The following is a 19,942-nucleotide window of genomic DNA, read 5'->3' on the forward strand; positions in this document are numbered from 1 at the left end:
ATCTGAACCTGAAATTACAAACTAATAATAGATTGTTTAGAGGAACTCATGTAATGGACATCAGCAAACTAAGGAGTATATCTATAGTAATAATAGAGGTAATAAAGACATCTGCTAACCAAATATCAGATGTCTCTATCATTTTTTATCTTTTTTATCAGAATACAAAAATAATACTTCTCAATTATGTGTGTAATGTTCCTTTCTCATCCCGACGTCCTTTATTTGTATATCAACAGTGATTATGAATTTTGACTTTTGAAATGTTTCATTCCAACTCTTTTTGTATTTTTGGAAAGTTCTAGGGTTACTAATATGTAATTGATCACCAAATCCAAAAACGTCTCCACCTATTTTTTTAGCTTGAGTCAAACCGTTCAGAATCATTTCTTGAACAACTTTTTCACTTTTATTTTCATATATGTCAAGTGTTTCCGCTTTTTCAAAATCATCATTACATAATATTTCATCAATATAACCAACTGCTTTTACCTTTACATGAATATTGGGAACACCTTTTATAACTTTAATATCATTTTTCGTTTTAACACGAATCAATTCCAGTGAGTCGTATTTTTCTTTTTCACATTCCATTTGAATATTTGTTTCTTTTATTACATTATCTATAAACTGAATAGATCTCGCTGGCGGTCCATCTAACCAACCAGTAAGCTTACCATCCTTAAATATGCCGATACCATTAAGGACAACAAAAGTTGCTTTCACTTTTTCGGTATTTTCTAATGAGCGTGCTTTGGGTGTTTCACTAACTAAACTTACTCCTGGAATTGAAGGTTCTCTGCCTTTACTTGAAATTCTAGTAATAATTTCTCGTATAATTGTTTCGTGATTTTCACCTAGATGATTTGCCGAATTGGTTACTTTTCCTGGAATTGCTTTAGCTGGTAATCTATCTAGTGGCGGTACATTATTTAATATATTGTAAACACTTTCCTTTCTGGCAATTACTACTGGTATATTTGTACGTATTTTTGCATCTCTTTCAAATACATCTAAAATAGTGTCCAAAGATTTTTCCGCTGATAATGTTTCACCTATCACAATAAGATTTACATGTGAATAAATACTTGTTCGTGAAATTCTTTTTGATGCAAGGCGTGCAGCTTCTGAAATTGTTCTCCCTTTTTCAACTATAGAAATCATAGGTATTTCCTGAGCTCCACTTTGTCTCTGTGTCGAAAGTGCATTAGGATTTAATATTTGTTCAATCATTATATACTTCTTTTCTTTTGGTAAATAATCTAACCCCATACCAATTACGATCGCAATGTTATTTAATTCTTTATAATTTGAACATCCTCCAGTTAATAAAGAAATCAAAATAAATATACTAATCCATTTTTTCATCAAAATTACCACAACTTTACATTTTTTGATTAGCATTTACATGGTCAATTGTAAACATGCATTAATAGTAGATATTTTAGTATGGAACACATTATTTAATCCCAGGAATTTTGGATATCATTCAACCGTTATACTTTTGACAAAAAAATAAAAAACCCTCAACGCATTTAGCGTCAAGGGGTGATTTTATTAATATACAGACATGTATTGGTCACGTTCCCAAGGGTGAACTTGAGTACGGAAGATGTCCCATTCGATTTCTTTTGCTTCAACGAAGTGTTCAAATAGGTGTTCACCTAATGCGTTTACGATTACTTCGTCTGTTTTTAATAGATCAAGTGCTGCTGCTAAAGTTGCTGGAAGGTCGATGATACCAACTTCTTCGCGCTCTTCTTTAGACATTACGTAAATATTGCGATCTACTGGAGCTGGAGCTTCTAATTTGTTTTTGATTCCGTCTAATCCTGCTGCTAATAATACTGATAATGCTAAGTATGGGTTTGCAGCTGGGTCAACTGAACGTACTTCTACACGGGTGCTTAATCCACGAGATGCAGGAATACGGATAAGTGGACTACGGTTTCTTGCAGACCATGCTACGTAACAAGGTGCTTCGTAACCTGGTACTAATCGTTTGTATGAGTTTACAGTTGGGTTTGTTACAGCTGTAAAGTTTGGTGCGTGCTTTAAGATACCAGCGATAAAGTGACGAGCTGTTTCACTTAAGCCCTGTTCACCAGACTCATCATAAAATGCATTTTTGCCATTTGTGAATAATGATAAGTTACAGTGCATTCCAGAACCGTTTACGCCGAATAATGGTTTTGGCATGAACGTTGCGTGTAAACCGTGTTTACGTGCAATTGTTTTTACTACTAATTTGAATGTTTGAATATCATCACATGCTTTGATTGCACCAGCATATTTGAAATCAATTTCGTGTTGTCCAGGTGCTACTTCATGGTGAGATGCTTCAATTTCGAAGCCCATTTCTTCTAGCTCAAGAACGATATCACGACGACAGTTTTCACCTAAGTCTGTTGGTGCTAAGTCGAAGTAACCGCCACTGTCATTTAATTCAAGTGTTGGTTCACCTTTTTCGTCTAATTTGAATAAGAAGAACTCTGGCTCAGGTCCTAAGTTGAAATCTGTGAAACCTAAAGCTTCCATTTCTTTTAACATACGTTTTAAGTTATTACGAGGATCTCCTTCGAATGGAGTGCCATCTGGATTATAAATATCACAGATTAAACGTGCTACTTTTCCTTTTTCAGCAGTCCAAGGGAATACAACCCAAGTATCTAAATCAGGGAATAAATACATATCAGATTCTTCAATACGAACAAACCCTTCGATTGATGAACCGTCGAACATCATTTTGTTGTCTAATGCTTTTTCAAGCTGACTTACAGGGATCTCAACGTTTTTGATAATTCCTAGTAAATCTGTGAATTGAAGACGTATGTATTTAACATTTTCTTCCTTTGAAATTCTGAAAATATCTTCCTTTGTAAACTTAGCCATTAGTAAAGTTCCCCTTTCGTATGTATCAAACAAAATTAGTCTAACACACTATAAAATAGAAAAGTAGAAGTTTTCCACTTTTCTATTTTTTTATTTAAATTTTTAGTGTCTAGCAGTTTAAATATGTTTCTTTTTCCCATTCTGATACACGTAAACGATATGCATCCCACTCGTCTTTTTTGTTTTGTAGGAATGAATAATATACGTGTTTTCCTAATACTTGCTGTAAAAATTCACTGTTTTCTAATTCTGAATATGCTTCTTGCAAACTACCAGGTAAAGTATCAATACCCTCCGTTTTACGCGTTACATCATCCATTAAATATAGATTCTCAGCTCGTTCAGATGGAGGTGTTAATTGTCTCTTAATGCCATCTAAACCTGCAGATAATAAAACAGCTAAAGCTAAGTATGGATTTGCAGATGGATCTGGATTCCGTACTTCAATTCGAGTACCTGCTCCACGAGCAGCTGGAATACGAATTGTACAAGTACGGTTACTGCGAGACCACGCTACATAAACTGGTGCCTCATAGCCTGGTACTAAACGCTTATATGAATTAACAGTTGGATTTGTTACTGAAGCATTTGCACGAGCATGTGTTAATACACCTGCAATAAATTGACGTGCTGTTTCAGATAATCCAATTGCATCATTTTCATCATAAAAGGCATTACCATTATCATTTCCTAAGCTCATATGACAATGCATACCTGAACCATTTTCTCCAAAAATAGGTTTTGGCATAAATGTTGCCACTAAACCGTGATTTTCAGCGATTTTTCTAACTGTATATTTAAATAATTGAATATTATCAGCAGTTTGTAAGCCTGGTGCATATTTCCAGTCAATTTCATGTTGTCCGATCGCAACTTCATGATGTAACGCCTCTACCTCTAAGCCTAAACGTTGAAGTGATTTAGTAATCTCACGACGAATCGCTACAGTTTTATCTAGTGGAGCAACATCAAAATAACCACCATTATCATTTGGTACTAGATTATTTCCTTCTTTATTAAATAAGAAGAATTCTGGCTCTGGACCTACATTAAATGATGAAAACCCTTGTTCAGTCGCATGATCAATTGCACGTCTTAAAACATTTCGAGGATCACCTTCAAATGGAGTTCCATCTGGGTAATAGACGTCACAAATGAATAATCCAACTTTTTCATCTGTATCAATTTTCCATGTACTGAAGTCTGGAAATAGCATCATGTCACTTGCCTCAATTTTTGTGAAACCATTAATACTTGAACCATCAAACATGATTTCATTGTTCAGTATTTTTTCGATTTGTGTAATCGGTAATTCTAAATGCTTGAATACCCCTTCCACATCCGTGAAAAATAATTGAACAAATTCAAGACCATGTTCTTCAACACTGTTTAAAATCGTCTCTTTTTTCATTTATATTTCCCCCTGTACAAATATAAAAGTCAGAATAAACCAGTTTTAAATAATAATTTAATGAAAGAATCTCGACATATCTCCCTGTCTTAGTGATGTTTTACCTAGCTTACCAGTTTGATATAACTCCTGGCGTAACATCTTTCTAAGCTGGTCATCTGAAATCGATTTTTCAACAATCACTTGCTGAACAACTGTCTCTTTTGTTTGATCTTGAGCTTTTAGGTGTAGCACTTCTTTAATACCTGCTAAATTTAAGCCCTGTTCAATAAATTTTTTTATCTCTAATAATCGATCCACATCGTTAAATGAATATAATCTACGTTTACTTTCAGTTCGAGCTGGATGAATTAAATCATGTTCTTCATAATACCTAATTTGTCTTGCTGATAATTCAGTTAACGAAATGACTATTCCAATCGGAAAAAGTGGCGTTGAGCGTCTTACTTGATCATTCATAGCAATGCTCCTTTCGTTCATCTATTAGTATTTTATTCCATGTCAGAAAAAGTGTCAATACAATGTTAGGAAATCTAACATGAAAAGTGTGATTTTTTTATTCTATGCTATTTCTAATTACTTTCTACTATTAAAATAAAAAAAATCTCCTGTTTAGGGAGATCTTTTCTAATTAATTAGTTATTTTTTTTAGCAAGGAAAATTGCACCTAATAATAATACACCTTTAATAATATCTTGAGCAAAATAAGGGACATTTAACATTGTAAATCCATTTAGTAAGATTCCCATTAAACACGCACCTAAAAATGTGCCAACAATATTTGGTTTTCCTTTCCCAAACATCGCAATTCCTATATAGGCGGCTGTAATACTATCCATTAATAATGGCGTACCTGCTGAAACTTGCCCTGTACCTACACGGCTCGCAAGTAAAATTCCACCTAACGCTGCAAATAACCCACTAATCACATAAGCATAAACTCGATATTTATTAACTGGCATTGCCGACAAATGAGCAGCAGTTTTATTGCCACCAATAAAGAAAAATACACGACCCCATGTTGTTTTTTCTAAAAACAAATGAGAAATGAAAATACATACGGCCATTATGATCACAGCTACAGGAATGTTAAATAATGAACCTTGCCCTAAATATAAGAAGGATGGAATAAAGTGACCAGTCGTTACTTCATTGTTAATTGTCATACCCTCATATATAGATGAACCTTTTGTTAATGTTAATTGTAATCCATTCACTACATACATCATCGCCAATGTCACTAATAAATCTGGTAATTTACCTTTTGTGATAAATAAACCATTCATAAGGCCGATGATTAATCCAATTACAATGGCTACGAGCAAGGTTACCCATAATTCTTGTCTCAAAACGATTAAACAATAGGCAGCCGAAACTGTACTTATACTTGCTGTTGATCCGACTGATAAATCTAATCCGTCGATAATTAAACTAAAGGTTACTCCAATCGCTAATAATGTAACAATTGAAATTGATCTTAAAATATCTGTGATATTACTATAAGATAAGAAAGAACTAGATGTCATTGAAAAAAATACAATAACAAGTAGTAGTAACCAAATTGCTCCAAAATCTAAAACGATCCTTTTACCTTGTGTTTGGGCCCACTGTGTCACTTGATTCCCTCCAATAATTCACCTTGCACGATGGTAAAGTGTTTATCACCAATAACATTTGCTTCCTCAATGTCATTTGTAAAATAGAAAACACATCCTCCATTTGAACAAAAATCGTCAATAAATTGGAAAATATGTTGTTTTGCGTAAATATCTACACCTTTTAATGGTTCATCTAAAATAAGACAGCGTGTATTTGGTGTGATCCACTTTGCGATACTAACTTTTTGCTGATTTCCACCACTTAGATGAATCACTTCTTTTTCAGTGTCTTTTGGAAAAATACTTAAAGTCTGTATAAAAGAGTTTGTTTTTACAACCTCGAGATTTTTCTGAATCCACCCCTGTTCATGAATCGATACATTTTCACGAATTGAATGATGAAGAAAAATCCCTTCTTTTCTTCTGTCTTCTGGTACAAACGCAAAACCTTGTTTTTTAGCGCTGATTGGAGAATGAATTGAGACCGTTTTATTTTCTTTGATCAAATCGTATGTTTTTTTATCTCCCCAAAGTGTTTTTGCAAGGGTAGATTTTTTATTTCCATTTGCTCCATAGATGACAATGACTTCACCTTTATTTATTTCTATATTAATAGAAGGTTTAGAATCAACTAGATTGATATGATGAAACTTATACGCAAGTTCATCATGTAATTTTCGCTTCTTTTGAAATGAAAAAGTCGATGAAGACATTATCTCTACTATTTTTTCTTTTGTAAAAAAAGAAGACTGAGATTGTTGGACGATTTCACCATTTTTTAAAATGACAATCTCATCACAATGAGTCAAGATTTCTTCTATTGAATGCAAAATAACGACAATTGATTTCCCTTGTTTTTTAAGTATCTTTAAGAATGAGAAAAATTGTTCTTTTTCATTTCTTCCTAATGATGAAGTTGGTTCATCAAATAAAAAGAACGATGCATCATTTAATAAAGCTTTTGCGATTAAAATCAGTTGTTTTTCATATATAGAACACTCACTAACCGTTTTTAAATAAGGTAAAGATAAATTCCAATTAGATAATCTTTGATTCGCGTACTCAATACTCTTCTTTTTCGAAAAAAATACATGTTTATTTTCACGGTGAATGGCAATCATTAAATTTTCGATGACTGTCAATCCTTGCACTAGTCCCTCATCTACCTCCTGAGGGACATATGCTACCGAGCTTAATTCATTAAATGAAATCTTTCCACTTGTAGGTAAGTGTCTTTTTGCGAGAAGTTTTAATAAAGTACTTTTACCAGCGCCATTTAACCCAGCAAATCCAACTACTTTACCAGATTCAACATTTAAATTGATTTCTCTTAGTACTTCTGTTTCTCCATAACTAAAAGATACGTTTTCTAGTTGAATTGTCATGTTTATTTCCCTTTCTCAAATTGCTCCATCCATTGTGATGTTGCAGCTGATGTTGGTGCCCAGTTTTTACTATATTTACTTAAGTCACTCACTTTAATAGGCGTACTTGGTAAATCCTCTTTTTCTATTAATTTAGGTTCCAATGAGTATATGTCAGGTGTATCTTCACCTGCAATTTTTTGATATAAGAATCTTGACTGAACTTCACCAATTTCTCCTGGATCACTTGCTGCCGATGCAACCCATGGTGAGTCTGGTTGTTGAATTAACTGTAAATCCTCATCGCTTAAGTCAATACCATAGACTTTGATTTCTGAGCGACCTGCTTGTTGAATTGCTTTTGTTGCACCTTTTGCAAACTCATCCCATGTCGCAAAAATGGCATCAAGTTCTCCTTTAGGATATTTCTTTAAAAGCGCTTCTACTTGTGCTTGTGTATCTAACATAGTATTGCTACTTGCTTTACCAAATCTAGCAACCTCTTTTATCCCCGGGTAGCGTTTATAGAATGCATCAATCATTACTTTTCTTCGCTCCATAGGTGTAAACCCACCAACCCAAATTGTTGCGATTTTACCTTTACCATTTAAATCTTCTGCTAAGATTTTTAAGCTTTTCCATGCAAGACTGTAATCATCTTGGTCAATAACTGTAACACCAGGAAGATTTAAATCACTGTCAAATGAAACGACAGGTATCCCCGCTTCTAATGCTTTTTTTACACCTTTTTCTAATGTTTCTTTACGGCCATGATCGATTAGAATGCCGTCTACTTTTGCATTAACTGCCGTCTCTAAATTTGCAGCCATTTTTGCTAAATCATTATCAGCATTGTATACCTGGACTTCTCCACCAAATTTCTCTACCTGTCTTTTTACACCATCAATGTATTGAGAAGAGAATGTTCCGATCGAAAATTCCATAACTAAAGCAATCTTTAATTTTTTATTAACAGCCGCTGGAATATCTGTAGCAGTGTTTGTTGTATTTGTTTTTTTCTCAGATGTGCTTGTCACTTGAGATTTTTGATTCGAAACAGCATTTTGCTCATTCCCACAAGCTGTTAATAAAATCGAAGCAATTGATAAAGTAGCGATTATTTTTTTCATTCTTCATTCCCCCATCGTAAAAATGTCTCACGATAATTACTTGTAACGATTCCTTTTTCTGTAATGATCGCAGTAATTAATTCATTAGGTGTAACATCAAATGCTGGATTTAAGACATCAATTCCATCTGGAGCGATTTGTAAATTTCCAATATTCGTTACTTCACTACGATCGCGCTGTTCAATCACAATTTCTTTTCCTGTGTCAATAGAAACATCAATTGTTGAGAGTGGAGCTGCTACATAAAATGGGATTTGATAATAATTTGCTAAAATTGCTAATTGTAATGTTCCAATTTTATTTGCCGTGTCACCATTTGCCGTAATTCTGTCAGCACCTACTATAATTGCATCAACTTTTTTATTTAGTAATAAATAACCGACCATATTATCTGTTAGAAGTGTAACTGGAATGCCACTTTGCTTTAATTCCCATGATGTTAATCTTGCCCCTTGAAAAACGGGTCTAGTTTCAGTAGCAAATGCTGATATTTCCCAACCCTTTTCTTTTGCCAAATGTAGCGGAGCAAGCGCTGTACCATATCGACTTGTCGCAATACTGCCTGCGTTGCAATGCGTCAATACAGCAGCACCGTCATGTAAAAGTGTTAAAGCATTTTCTCCAATTTCTTTACACGTTGCTTCGTCCGCTAAATGTAATTTTATCGCTTCTTCCATTATGATAAATTTTGCTTCTGCTACTGACTTTGCATTTGAGCTAATTTGTAGTAGTTTTTCAACAGCCCAAGCTAAATTTACTGCAGTTGGTCTTGCACTAATTAATTCATCAGCAAGATTTCTTGACTGCACATGAAATTCTTCTATCAAATCCGTTTCAATTTCACGTACACCTAAATATAGACCGTAAGCAGCTGCCAATCCGATCGCAGGTGCGCCTCTCACTTGTAGTTTTACAATTGCTTCTCTCACATCTTGTAAAGAAGTCGCTTCTAAATAAACAACTTCTAGTGGTAATTTTGTTTGGTCAAGAATATTTAAAGTTTCACCGTTCCATTGTAATGATTCAGGTATTTGCTGTAATGTAGCCATTATTTGTTACTCCAATCTGAAATTAAATTTTTAATATTTCCAATAGTAAATCTATTCTTTATACAATTTGCCCCAAATGCGAGGATTTCTTTTTTAACTGCAATTTTATGTTCTAGTTCAAGCGATTCAATATCTTCTACGTGTGCAAGACCAATTGTCCTTCTAATACATTCACACCCAATGACGCCAATAGCATCAATCCAGTAGCCTTCAAGTTTTTCTTTTATTAGGTCAGCTTGGTTAAATGGTCTCACACTATGCTCTTCCCATAGCCTGATAAATGTTTCATTGAATACTTTTTCAATCGAAACTAGCTGTTCAAATATCTCTTCTTTTTGTTCAGTTCTACTAAATATTTGGAACAATAAATTTGCTTGAATTTGCCCTAAATCAAATCCAATCGGTCCAACGAATGCAAACTCTGGATCGATCACTTTTGTTTCAGTTGCTGATGCAAATATACTTCCTGTATGTAAATCTCCGTGTAATAGTGCTTCCTTTTTTGATAAGAAATCAAGTTTTAGTTTAGCTGCTTCAAGTTGTAACTCATCATCGTTCCATAAAGCTTGAACTTCATCTAGTAATTCCTCTTCAAAACTATTTGTTTCGCTATTAAAAAATGGATCTGTAAATACTAAATCTTCCGTTATATCACATAGCTCTGGATTATGAAAAGTAAACTCTAGCTCCTTCTTTTTAGCAGGCGTCGTTCCGAAATCAGAAGTGAAAAATAAAGAATTTGCTAAAAACTTTCCGATGTGCTCTGCAAAAAAAGGAAAGCTTTTCTTTTCAATCAATCCTTTACGTAAAATCTGTAAATGAGAAAGATCCTCCATAACTGTTACTGCTTGTTCTTCATCATGGGCAAATATTTTCGGAACTAGATTTGGAATTAAATCATTATATATTTTTGTTGCATTACTCTCGATTGTTGCTCTTTTTAATGTAAGTGGCCAGCTTTCTCCTACTACTTTTGCATATGGTAATGCTTGCTTAATAATTAACCCTTGCTCTTGTCCAACAGGTCTTACTTTAAAAACTAAATTTAAATTTCCGTCCCCAATTTCAACACTTTCACAAACTTGATTCGTAAAATATCCCAACTTTTGTAAATACGTAATTGATGTAGCCTCTGTTAAAGGTCTATATTCTTTTTTCTGAATGACTGTCATTACAATTCATCCCCCTTAAAATAGTCAAAATAAAAAGCCCCTTCTCGAGACGAAAAGGGGCAATCGTAAATTGGCTTTCGTCTCTTATCTACCAGAAAATTTCTTTTCTGTTGGAATTAGCACCGTGCCTTACTGAGCATTTAAGCTCAGGCGTAAAGTTACGCCCCATTTCACAATGGTATTATGGTCGGTTGCTGGGCATCATCGGGCCAAATCCCTCCGCCTACTCGAAATAAGAGTTCGCATATTAAATTTTATAACCGTATTGTAGATGATTATTTTTTAGTTTGTCAAACGTTTTTTTTGAAACTTTTATAAATTCCATCTTTTCTGTCTTCAAAAATTGGGATCGTATTGCGGATTTCCTCTACCTTTTCTCGGTCGATTTCTCCATAAATAATTTCTTCTTTTGTTGAACCTTTCACTAAAATTTCTCCCCAAGGATCGATCACCATCGAGCCTCCACCAAAAGTATTCGCTAAATCTTTGCCTACTCGATTACATGCAACTACATAGCATTGGTTTTCGATTGCACGTGCTTTCAGTAAAGTTTCCCAATGCTCCATTCTTTGAATAGGCCACTCAGCTACAAAAAACAAAACCTTTGCGCCATTTACAGCATGTGTTTGAATCCATTCTGGAAATCGCAAATCATAACAAACAAAACCAGCAACATCTAAGCCATCAATGCTGAACAATCCATTTTCGGTACCAGACTGTAAATAGTGGTGCTCGTTCATCAACTGAAACAAATGGACTTTGTCGTATTCTTTCACTACATCACCTTGATTGTTTATCACGATTAATGTATTTGTTACACCATGATCACGCTCAATTGGAAATGAGCCACCTATGAATGTCACTTGATACTTTCGAGCAATCGTTTGAAGTTCAGAAATGATAGATTCCTGTTGTCCTGTATGCTTTGTAATTTCTTCTAAACAGTATCCCGTCGTCCACAGTTCTGGCAACACGATTACAGTTGCATGTTGATGTATAGCCTCTAAAATTTTACCCTTCATCTTCATGGAATTTGTAGTAGAATCCCCTAAAACTATGTCTGTTTGTATACATGCAATCTTAATCAATTTATATTCACCCTATTCTAAATTTTATAGACATTTTTAAAATGAGCATATATGATGGTGAAAGTTATTGCAATATTCATTATTTGAAACTTTCAACTTGTATTGATACAAATCATTGAACTATTTTTTTGGAGTGATGAACTTGAAACCTAGTAAATTATTAGAAAATCTACCAAAGCAATTCTTTGCTTCACTCGTTATGAAAGTAAATGAGTCTATTAAAAACGGACATGATGTTATTAATCTAGGTCAAGGTAACCCAGACCAACCAACACCAAATCATATTATAAAAGCTCTACAAAATTCAGTAGAAAATCCTAATACTCATAAATACTCCCCATTTCGAGGAATTAGCAGTTTAAAACAAGCAATTGTTGATTTTTATAAACGTGAGTATGATGTTGATCTTGACCCTGAGGAAGAAGTAGCCATTTTATTTGGTGGAAAAGCAGGATTAGTTGAGTTGCCACTTTGTTTATGTGATGAAGGCGATACAATTTTAGTTCCTGACCCTGGATATCCAGACTATTTATCAGGTATTGCACTTTCAAAAACAGTAGCTTATACTTTACCGTTGATTGAGGAAAATCATTTTTTACCAGACTATAACCTGATTCCTCAAGAAGTTTTAGACGCTAGTAAAATATTATTTATTAATTACCCTAATAACCCTACTGGTGCAGTTGCTACTTCAGATTTTTTTGAAGAAACGGTTCAATTAGCAAAAAATAATCAAATAACAGTTTGTCATGATTTCGCATATGGCGCTTTTGGTTTCGATGGTAAAAAACCAATCAGTTTCCTACAAACACCAGGATCAAAAGAATGTGGCATCGAGATTTATACTCTTTCTAAAACCTATAATATGGCAGGTTGGCGAGTCGGTTTTGCCGTTGGAAATAAGGAAGTGGTTTCAGCGATTAATTTATTACAAGACCATCTTTACGTTAGTTTATTTCCAGCAATTCAAGAAGCAGCTGCTGCTGCATTAACTGAATCACAGGAAAGTGTTAAAGAATTATTATCCCTTTACGAAGAAAGAAGAAATGTTTTAATCAATGGCTGCCGAGAAATCGGATGGAATGTAACTGCCCCAGCTGGTTCATTTTTTGCTTGGCTTAAAGTACCAAATGGATTTACTTCAACTGAATTTGCAGATTTATTACTTGAAAAGGCTCATATTGCTGTTGCACCAGGTAATGGTTTCGGTGATTTTGGTGAGGGATATGTAAGAGTTGGTCTGTTAACTGACACTAGTAGATTAGAAGAAGCCATTTCACGTTTAAAAAATCTCGAAATATTTTTAAACATTTAATGTTTGACAATTCCAATTGTTCGTGAAATAATGCGATTATGTTAAAAATTCAAAATTAAATATAAACTTATTCAGAGTAGGTGGAGGGACCGAGCCCGATGAAACCCGGCAACCGGCTATATTATATAGCACGGTGCTAATTCTCGCAGCATTTTGCTGACAGATAAGGTGTAGGTATACCTCTCCTTGTGAGAGGTTTTTTGTTTTTATTCACAAATTATCAAGGAGGTCATGAAATGAGTGGTGTAATTGCAACTTACCAGGTTTATGATAAAAATCATCATTTAGAAAAAAAAGCAGAGTCCATTGCACTTGGCTTAACAGTTGGCTCTTGGACATCTTTGCCTCAAAATGATCAAATTCAATTACAAAAACATAAAGGGAAAGTACTTTCAATTCGTGAAGTCGAATGTGAGGACAATATCGCCGAATACTTTGGTCACAGACCAGCGAAAGGCTTAATAGAAATCTATTATCCTAGTTTAAATTTTTCATTGGATATTCCAGCAATTTTAACAACTGTTTTTGGAAAATTATCACTTGATGGTGAAATTAAATTAGTTGACTTGAATTTTACTGATGATGTTTTAAAGCAATTTCCTGGACCAAAGTTTGGGATTAGCGGCATTAGAGAAAAAGTTAATGTGTATGATCGTCCGCTATTGATGAGTATTTTCAAATCAGTGATTGGTAGAGATATTCAATACATCTCAGAGGAATTAAAAAAACAAGCACTTGGTGGAGTAGATCTAATTAAAGACGACGAAATATTATTTGATACAGTGACTTCGTTAACTGAACGAGTTACGCAAGGAAAAAAAATCTTACAGCAAGTGTATGAAAAAACTGGTCATAAAACCTTATACGCAGTCAATTTAACTGGTCGTACATACGAATTAAAAGAAAAAGCAAAACAAGCTGCAGAAGCTGGCGCTGATGTATTTTTATTAAATGTTTTTTCTTATGGCATTGATGTATTACAAAGTTTAGCAGAGGATCCATCAATTCAAGTACCAATCATGGCACATCCTGCTGTATCGGGAGCATTCAGTGCTTCCCCTATTTACGGAATTGATGCCGGTTTATTATTAGGGAAATTATTACGTGTTGCTGGAGCAGACTTTAGCTTATTCCCTTCTCCATATGGGTCTGTTGCTTTACAAAAAGAAACTGCTTTAAAGATCGCAGAAAATCTGACAATACAAAATGGTTTAAAAGAAACCTTCCCGGTTCCATCCGCTGGTATTCATCCAGGCTTAGTTCCTAAATTAATTCAAGATTTTGGAATTGACCAAGTTATTAATGCTGGTGGTGGAATTCATGGACACCCAGATGGTCCGATTGGCGGAGGAAATGCATTTAGAGAAGCCATTACGGCAACACTTTCTGGCATTAATTTAAATGAATATGCACTTAAAGACACATCACTTCAAAAGGCTTTGCAACTATGGGGGTAAAAGAATGGCAATAAAAATATTTTGTGACTTTGATGGAACCATTACAGAAGGCGATAACATCGTAACTTTAATCAAAAAATTCGCTTCACCATCAGCAAAAGTCTTAACATCAGATGTTTTAAGTGGAAAAATTTCGATTCGTGAAGGTGTAGAAAAAATGTTTTCTACCATTCCTTCATCAAAAAAAGATGAAATGACGAGGTTTGTTATACAAAGCACTAAGATTAGAGAGGGTTTTCAAGATTTTATCCAATTTGTAAAACAAAACGACTATGATTTAAAAGTTGTTAGTGGGGGTCTAGACTTTTTTGTCCATCCAATTTTAGAAGACTTCCTCCCCTCTTCTGATGTGTTATGTAATCGAACTGATTTTTCGAGCGAAAATGTAATCATTCATTGGGACCATTCTTGTGATGAACATTGTTCAAATGATTGTGGTATGTGTAAGCCTTCAGTTATGAGAAAGTTTAGTAGTTCGGATGATTTCATTATTGTTATAGGTGATTCTATTACCGATTTACAAATTGCTAAAAAGGCGAACTTAATTTTTGCAAGAGACTTCTTAATTGAAAAATGTAAGGAATTAAGTCTACCTTATATTCCGTTTACAAATTTTCATGATATTCAAAGGGCGTTAAACAAGGAGGTTTTAGTTTGAAGGAATTTTTCAAACGTTACGATGAAATTCGCGACATAAAACAAACTCTAGCAAAAAGAGATTGGTTTTTAGGTACGAGTGGCAATTTATCAATTAAAGTAAATGATGCTCCATTAAATTTCTTAGTTACGACAAGTGGTAAAGATAAAACCAAACATACGGATGATGACTTTTTACTTGTAAACGAATTTGATCAATCCATTTGGGATGAAACGAAAAAACCGTCTGCCGAAAGTATCTTACATCGGTTAATCTATTTGCACACGAATGCGACTTGTGTTTTGCATGTTCATACTATAGCAAACAATCTAATCACAAAGGACTTTCCTGCAAAAACAAACTTATCTTTTTCAGGAATTGAAATTATCAAAGCTTTAGGTTTATGGGATGAAGATGAGGAAATCACGATTCCGATCATCAAAAATCATGCACACATCCCTACTTTAGCAGAAGATTTTCTACCTCATATTAAAAATGATCATGGAGCTGTACTTATCCATAATCATGGTATTACTGTTTGGGGTACATCAGCTTTTGAAGCTAAAAAACACTTAGAAGCATATGAATTTTTATTTCAATACTCATTACAAGGAAGCAATTTAAATAATCTTTTCATTAAAAATTAAATCTTATGGAGGAATGCAAAGTGGCAACTATTTGGGTAGAAAAAAAAGATTTTCACATTACGAATGAGGTTGAGGTTTCATCTTATTTAAAAGAACAAGGTGTTATTTATGAAAATTGGAATATTGAAAAATTAGATTCATCTTTAAGAGAAAAATTTATTCTTTCTGATGAAGAAAAAACTTCTATTCTTGCAACATTTAAAAATGAAATTGACAGTATTTCAACACGTCGCGGCTATTTAGCAAGTGATATCATATCACTATCTGATGCAACTCCGAACTTAGATGAGTTATTAAAGAATTTCAATCGTGAGCACCACCACACTGATGATGAAGTGCGCTTTATTGTAAGTGGTCACGGTACTTTTATCATAGAAGGAAACGAAGGATTCTTCCATGTTAACTTAAATCCTGGAGACTTAATCTCAGTACCACCAAATGTACGCCACTACTTCACCCTAGCTGAAGACCGCAAAGTTGTTGCAGTTAGATTGTTTGTTACAACTGAAGGATGGGTACCGATTTATGAAGAGGAAGTAACACAAGGCTAATAAAAAAGTTGAAAAATTTGGGAATGGGTTATAGATTGTATTGATCTTGATCTAATTCCCTTTTTTACTTTACTCCCCTCTCCTTAGCACCTCTTTTATCTTCTACACACTATATCCTTTATTACTCCCACATCTGTATTTTTTCTTTTTATTTTGAAGAAACTAAGCATACTCCTATATTTATCGGGACAATTTGTATTGTTGAGGTGATTCTCTCTGAGTAAAAAACTTTCGTTACTTGGTTTAATTTTAATGGTATTTACGTCAGTTTATGGTTTTGCTAATATTCCAACCGCATTTTATTTGATGGGATACAGTGCAATTCCTTGGTATTTAATATCTGCGATTACATTCTTTATACCCTTCGCATTTATGATGGCAGAATTTGGTGCAGCTTATAAAAAATCAGAAGGTGGCATTTATACGTGGATGTCAGATTCAGTGGGTCCTAGATTTGCATTTATTGGGACATTTATGTGGTTTTCATCCTATGTCATTTGGATGGTGAGCGTTGCTTCGAAGGTGTGGATTCCATTGTCTACGTTTATTTTTGGAGCTGATCGAACTCAAAATTTATCAATTCTTGGTCTTTCATCAACTCAGTCTATCGGACTACTAGCTTTACTATGGATGTTTGTCGTTACATTTTTTGCATCAAAAGGAATCGAAAAAATTAGTAAAGTGACATCAATTGGCGGAGTCGCCGTCACCTCTTTAAATTTAGTGTTATTAATTACAAGTATTCTCATCTTTTTATTAAATGGAGGAAAATTGGCGCAACCAATTAATGATTTTTCAGCTTTCACAAATTCTCCAAATCCTAATTATCTTTCAACGTTAGCGGTTTTATCATTTGTTGTTTTTGCAATTTTTGCTTATGGAGGATTAGAAGCAATCGGTGGATTAGTAGATCAAACAGAAAATGCCGAGCGTAATTTCCCAAAAGGTATTACAATTTCGGCAATCATCATTTCAATCGGCTATTCACTTGGTATTTTCCTATGTGGTATTTTTATTAACTGGACAAGTGCACTAAGTGCCGAAACGACAAATTTGGGGAATATAACATATGTATTAATGTATAATTTAGGTTTAGAATTTGGGAATGCTTTAAATCTATCAACTGGAACCGCAGATTTAGTTGGTACTTGGTTTGCAAGAATAACAGGATTATCAATGTTTTTTGCATATACCGGTGCGTTTTTCACACTTATTTATGCTCCTTTGAAAACAATCATCAAAGGTACACCAAAGTATTTATGGCCCTCAAAGTTATCAGCTACGAATCAAATTGGAATGCCAGTCAATGCAATGTGGGTTCAATTTTCAATCGTTGCGATCATCATTCTTCTTACCTCATTTGGAGGTGAAGGTGCATCATCATTTTTTAATAAATTAACATTAATGACAAATGTCTCGATGACACTACCTTATATCTTTTTAGGCATAGCCTATCCAATGTTTAAGAGAAACGAACAGATTGAAAAACCATTTGAAATTTTCAAATCTTACGCCTCTGCATTATTTGCTAGTATTCTTGTTATATTAGTCGTTGGATTTGCGAACTTTTTTACAATCATTCAACCAATGATCGACGGAGACTACAACTCGACGATTTGGATGATTGCGGGACCAATTTTCTTTTCAATTTTAGCTTTACTCATCTTAACTAGAAGTAGGAAAAAATCTCACGAACATAAAAATATTGCGTAATAAAAATAAGACCACTTATTGTGGTCTTATTTTTATATTTTCTTAACAAACTCAGATTTCAATTTCATCGCACCGAATCCTTCGATTTTACAATCAATATCATGATCGCCTTCTACTAAACGAATGCTTTTTACTTTTGTTCCGATTTTCACAACTAACGACGTACCCTTTACTTTTAAATCCTTAATGACAGTTACTGAATCACCATCATTTAGTACATTTCCATTTGCATCTTTTACAACTTTCACTTCATCATTTTCATTTGTCTGATCAAGTGTCCACTCATGGCCACATTCAGGACAAATTAGTAAACTTCCATCTTCATATGTATATTGAGAATGGCATTTTGGGCAATTTGGTAATTCTAGCATAGTTTCAAGTCCTCCGGTAATGAAATAAATAATACGTATCTTGCTTTTATTAATCTTCTCTATACTGTCATAATCTAAGAAAATTGACAAGTCTACTTACAAATCATCACATTTACTTCGTTTCGTTAAGGAAAAATTAAGAATTCGAATGTAATATTCTAAATAGAAAGTATAGCCCTATAGAAACAACCTTATGAAAGTATGCCCCCCATTTATTTTCATAAAAACACAGCCCATTCTTCTAAAAGGAAGGATGGGCTGTGTTTATTTATTTCATCGTTAATAGTTCTTTCTCGATCAAAGAATTAACTGCAGAACAAATCGCAATTTTAACATGTGCGTAAGTTAATCCGCCTTGTACATATGCAATATAAGGAGGTCTAATTGGACCATCAGCAGTCAGTTCGATACTTGCGCCTTGAATAAACGTACCTGCTGCCATAATGACATCATCTTCATATCCTGGCATGTAGTTTGCTGTTGGTGTAAAGTGGGCATTGATTGGCGAAGCTGATTGAATCGCTTGGCAGAATGCAATCATTTTATCTTTATCATCAAATTGTACAGATTGAATTAGATCTGTTCTAACAGCATCCCATGAAGGATTTGTATTCATTCCAAGCTTTTCTAAAAATGCTGCTGTAAATATAGCACCTTTTAATGCTTGACCTGTGATATGTGGCGCCATAAAGAAGCCATGGTACATATCCTGTAATGCATATAATGATGCCCCAGCTTCTCTACCGATACCTGGAGAAGTTAAACGATAACCACATTTTTCGACTAAGTCTTTGCGACCAACGATATAACCACCTGTTTTGGCTAATCCTCCTCCTGGATTTTTTATAAGAGACCCTGCCATTAAATCCGCTCCAACATGACAAGGCTCTAGTTTTTCTACAAATTCTCCATAACAATTATCTACAAATACAATTACATTTGGATCGATTTCTTTTACAAATAAAATCATTTCCTTAATTTGTTCAATTGTAAAAGATGGGCGAGTACCATAACCTTTTGATCTTTGAATCCCAATTACCTTCGTTTTACTTGTCATTTTATTGGCTACTTTTTCGTAGTTGATTCGACGATCATTCACTAATTCAATTGCTTCATAACCAATCCCGAAATCTTTTAATGAACCATTTCCACTTTCACCACGAATCCCAACAATTTCTTCAAGCGTATCATATGGTTTTCCGGTAATATAAAGTAATTCATCGCCAGGTCTAAGTACACCAAAAAGTGCAGTAGAAATTGCATGTGTTCCTGAAATGATTTGAGGTCTTACTAAACCAGCTTCTCCTCCTAATACATCAGCAAATATTTCTTCCAATGTATCTCTACCTATATCGTCATACCCATAACCTGTTGTTGGGATAAAATGACTATCACTTACCTTATGCTTACGGAAACTTTGTAAAACTCTAAATTGGTTATACTCAATTACCTCATCTATTTCTTTATGTCGTTCTGAAATCAGTTTTTCTACATCTGCTACTAATGGCGCAAGTTTTTCCCCATGTGTTAAAAATTCTAGCATTCGA

18 protein-coding genes and 2 riboswitches are annotated in these 19,942 nt (G+C 34.2%); of the genes, 6 read left to right on the plus strand and 12 right to left on the minus strand.

Annotated features, from left to right (window positions below; translation table 11 throughout):
• Positions 1 to 180 precede the first annotated feature (180 nt).
• The 10 genes from ACX6U0_RS03260 to ACX6U0_RS03305 form a co-directional block, all read right to left on the minus strand.
• The gene (locus ACX6U0_RS03260; protein WP_464958569.1) at positions 181 to 1,368 is read right to left on the minus strand and encodes a Ger(x)C family spore germination protein; all 1,188 of its coding nucleotides are present in this window, start codon (positions 1,366 to 1,368) and stop codon (positions 181 to 183) included.
• Between the two features lie 189 nt (positions 1,369 to 1,557).
• Positions 1,558 to 2,892 (minus strand): type I glutamate--ammonia ligase, encoded by a 1,335-nt coding sequence (glnA, locus tag ACX6U0_RS03265; RefSeq protein ID WP_464958570.1) that lies wholly within the window; start codon positions 2,890 to 2,892, stop codon positions 1,558 to 1,560.
• Between the two features lie 109 nt (positions 2,893 to 3,001).
• A complete protein-coding gene (locus ACX6U0_RS03270; protein ID WP_464958571.1) occupies positions 3,002 to 4,303 on the minus strand; it encodes a glutamine synthetase family protein in 1,302 nt (433 codons plus the stop codon).
• Positions 4,304 to 4,360: 57 nt separating this feature from the next.
• Positions 4,361 to 4,762, minus strand: a complete 402-nt coding sequence (locus ACX6U0_RS03275) for a MerR family transcriptional regulator (RefSeq protein ID WP_464958572.1) — start codon at positions 4,760 to 4,762, stop codon at positions 4,361 to 4,363.
• Positions 4,763 to 4,938: 176 nt separating this feature from the next.
• Positions 4,939 to 5,829, minus strand: coding sequence for an ABC transporter permease (locus ACX6U0_RS03280; RefSeq protein WP_464958867.1), 891 nt, complete (start codon positions 5,827 to 5,829; stop codon positions 4,939 to 4,941).
• 86 nt (positions 5,830 to 5,915) lie between these two features.
• A complete protein-coding gene (locus ACX6U0_RS03285) occupies positions 5,916 to 7,286 on the minus strand; it encodes an ATP-binding cassette domain-containing protein (protein ID WP_464958573.1) in 1,371 nt (456 codons plus the stop codon).
• A 2-nt stretch (positions 7,287 to 7,288) separates the two neighbouring features.
• On the minus strand, positions 7,289 to 8,395 hold the full coding sequence (locus ACX6U0_RS03290; RefSeq protein WP_464958574.1) for a sugar ABC transporter substrate-binding protein: 1,107 nt from the start codon (positions 8,393 to 8,395) through the stop codon (positions 7,289 to 7,291).
• A complete protein-coding gene (mtnA, locus tag ACX6U0_RS03295) occupies positions 8,392 to 9,444 on the minus strand; it encodes an S-methyl-5-thioribose-1-phosphate isomerase (protein WP_464958575.1) in 1,053 nt (350 codons plus the stop codon). The genes ACX6U0_RS03290 and mtnA overlap by 4 nt, the downstream gene beginning before the upstream one ends.
• The gene (gene mtnK / locus ACX6U0_RS03300) at positions 9,444 to 10,616 is read right to left on the minus strand and encodes an S-methyl-5-thioribose kinase (protein WP_464958576.1); all 1,173 of its coding nucleotides are present in this window, start codon (positions 10,614 to 10,616) and stop codon (positions 9,444 to 9,446) included. The genes mtnA and mtnK overlap by 1 nt, the downstream gene beginning before the upstream one ends.
• Positions 10,617 to 10,697: 81 nt before the next feature.
• Positions 10,698 to 10,855, minus strand: a riboswitch (SAM riboswitch).
• A gap of 51 nt (positions 10,856 to 10,906) precedes the next feature.
• Positions 10,907 to 11,701, minus strand: coding sequence for a carbon-nitrogen family hydrolase (locus ACX6U0_RS03305; protein ID WP_464958868.1), 795 nt, complete (start codon positions 11,699 to 11,701; stop codon positions 10,907 to 10,909).
• A gap of 136 nt (positions 11,702 to 11,837) precedes the next feature.
• Here ACX6U0_RS03305 and ACX6U0_RS03310 point away from each other — a divergent pair, with 136 nt between their 5' ends.
• From ACX6U0_RS03310 to yjeM, 6 genes are all read left to right on the plus strand, one after another.
• A complete protein-coding gene (locus tag ACX6U0_RS03310; RefSeq protein WP_464958869.1) occupies positions 11,838 to 13,019 on the plus strand; it encodes an aminotransferase class I/II-fold pyridoxal phosphate-dependent enzyme in 1,182 nt (393 codons plus the stop codon).
• Between the two features lie 64 nt (positions 13,020 to 13,083).
• Positions 13,084 to 13,189, plus strand: a riboswitch (SAM riboswitch).
• A 66-nt stretch (positions 13,190 to 13,255) separates the two neighbouring features.
• On the plus strand, positions 13,256 to 14,476 hold the full coding sequence (gene mtnW / locus ACX6U0_RS03315; protein ID WP_464958577.1) for a 2,3-diketo-5-methylthiopentyl-1-phosphate enolase: 1,221 nt from the start codon (positions 13,256 to 13,258) through the stop codon (positions 14,474 to 14,476).
• A 4-nt stretch (positions 14,477 to 14,480) separates the two neighbouring features.
• Positions 14,481 to 15,134, plus strand: a complete 654-nt coding sequence (locus ACX6U0_RS03320) for a 2-hydroxy-3-keto-5-methylthiopentenyl-1-phosphate phosphatase (RefSeq protein WP_464958578.1) — start codon at positions 14,481 to 14,483, stop codon at positions 15,132 to 15,134.
• Entirely contained in the window at positions 15,131 to 15,760 is a 630-nt protein-coding gene (locus ACX6U0_RS03325; protein ID WP_464958579.1) for a methylthioribulose 1-phosphate dehydratase, read from the plus strand. Before ACX6U0_RS03320 ends, ACX6U0_RS03325 begins: the two co-directional genes overlap by 4 nt.
• 20 nt (positions 15,761 to 15,780) lie before the next feature.
• On the plus strand, positions 15,781 to 16,311 hold the full coding sequence (locus ACX6U0_RS03330; RefSeq protein WP_464958580.1) for a cupin domain-containing protein: 531 nt from the start codon (positions 15,781 to 15,783) through the stop codon (positions 16,309 to 16,311).
• 216 nt (positions 16,312 to 16,527) lie between these two features.
• Positions 16,528 to 18,024 carry a glutamate/gamma-aminobutyrate family transporter YjeM gene (yjeM, locus tag ACX6U0_RS03335; protein ID WP_464958870.1) on the plus strand — a complete coding sequence of 499 codons (1,497 nt, stop codon included), beginning with the start codon at positions 16,528 to 16,530 and terminating at the stop codon, positions 18,022 to 18,024.
• Positions 18,025 to 18,056: 32 nt separating this feature from the next.
• Here the strand turns inward: yjeM and ACX6U0_RS03340 are convergent, their stop codons facing one another.
• Both ACX6U0_RS03340 and ACX6U0_RS03345 read right to left on the minus strand, forming a co-directional pair.
• Positions 18,057 to 18,395: a zinc ribbon domain-containing protein YjdM gene (locus ACX6U0_RS03340; protein ID WP_464958581.1), complete on the minus strand. Its 339-nt coding sequence runs from the start codon at positions 18,393 to 18,395 to the stop codon at positions 18,057 to 18,059.
• Between the two features lie 268 nt (positions 18,396 to 18,663).
• Complete coding sequence (locus ACX6U0_RS03345; protein WP_464958582.1) at positions 18,664 to 19,938, minus strand: methionine gamma-lyase family protein; 1,275 nt, start codon at positions 19,936 to 19,938, stop codon at positions 18,664 to 18,666.
• Positions 19,939 to 19,942: the final 4 nt, after the last annotated feature.

It is taken from the genome of Gottfriedia sp. ABJ_BB2_2 (assembly GCF_055484705.1).

Coding starts and splice junctions, on each gene's coding strand:
- mtnW (WP_464958577.1), top strand. CDS start 13,256: ATGAGTGGTGTAATTGCAACTTACCAGGTTTATGATAAAAATCATCAT.
- mtnK (WP_464958576.1), bottom strand. CDS start 10,616: ATGACAGTCATTCAGAAAAAAGAATATAGACCTTTAACAGAGGCTACA.
- glnA (WP_464958570.1), bottom strand. CDS start 2,892: ATGGCTAAGTTTACAAAGGAAGATATTTTCAGAATTTCAAAGGAAGAA.
- ACX6U0_RS03290 (WP_464958574.1), bottom strand. CDS start 8,395: ATGAAAAAAATAATCGCTACTTTATCAATTGCTTCGATTTTATTAACA.
- ACX6U0_RS03260 (WP_464958569.1), bottom strand. CDS start 1,368: ATGAAAAAATGGATTAGTATATTTATTTTGATTTCTTTATTAACTGGA.
- ACX6U0_RS03280 (WP_464958867.1), bottom strand. CDS start 5,829: ATGACATCTAGTTCTTTCTTATCTTATAGTAATATCACAGATATTTTA.
- ACX6U0_RS03270 (WP_464958571.1), bottom strand. CDS start 4,303: ATGAAAAAAGAGACGATTTTAAACAGTGTTGAAGAACATGGTCTTGAA.
- ACX6U0_RS03345 (WP_464958582.1), bottom strand. CDS start 19,938: ATGCTAGAATTTTTAACACATGGGGAAAAACTTGCGCCATTAGTAGCA.
- ACX6U0_RS03320 (WP_464958578.1), top strand. CDS start 14,481: ATGGCAATAAAAATATTTTGTGACTTTGATGGAACCATTACAGAAGGC.
- ACX6U0_RS03275 (WP_464958572.1), bottom strand. CDS start 4,762: ATGAATGATCAAGTAAGACGCTCAACGCCACTTTTTCCGATTGGAATA.
- ACX6U0_RS03285 (WP_464958573.1), bottom strand. CDS start 7,286: ATGACAATTCAACTAGAAAACGTATCTTTTAGTTATGGAGAAACAGAA.
- ACX6U0_RS03340 (WP_464958581.1), bottom strand. CDS start 18,395: ATGCTAGAATTACCAAATTGCCCAAAATGCCATTCTCAATATACATAT.
- mtnA (WP_464958575.1), bottom strand. CDS start 9,444: ATGGCTACATTACAGCAAATACCTGAATCATTACAATGGAACGGTGAA.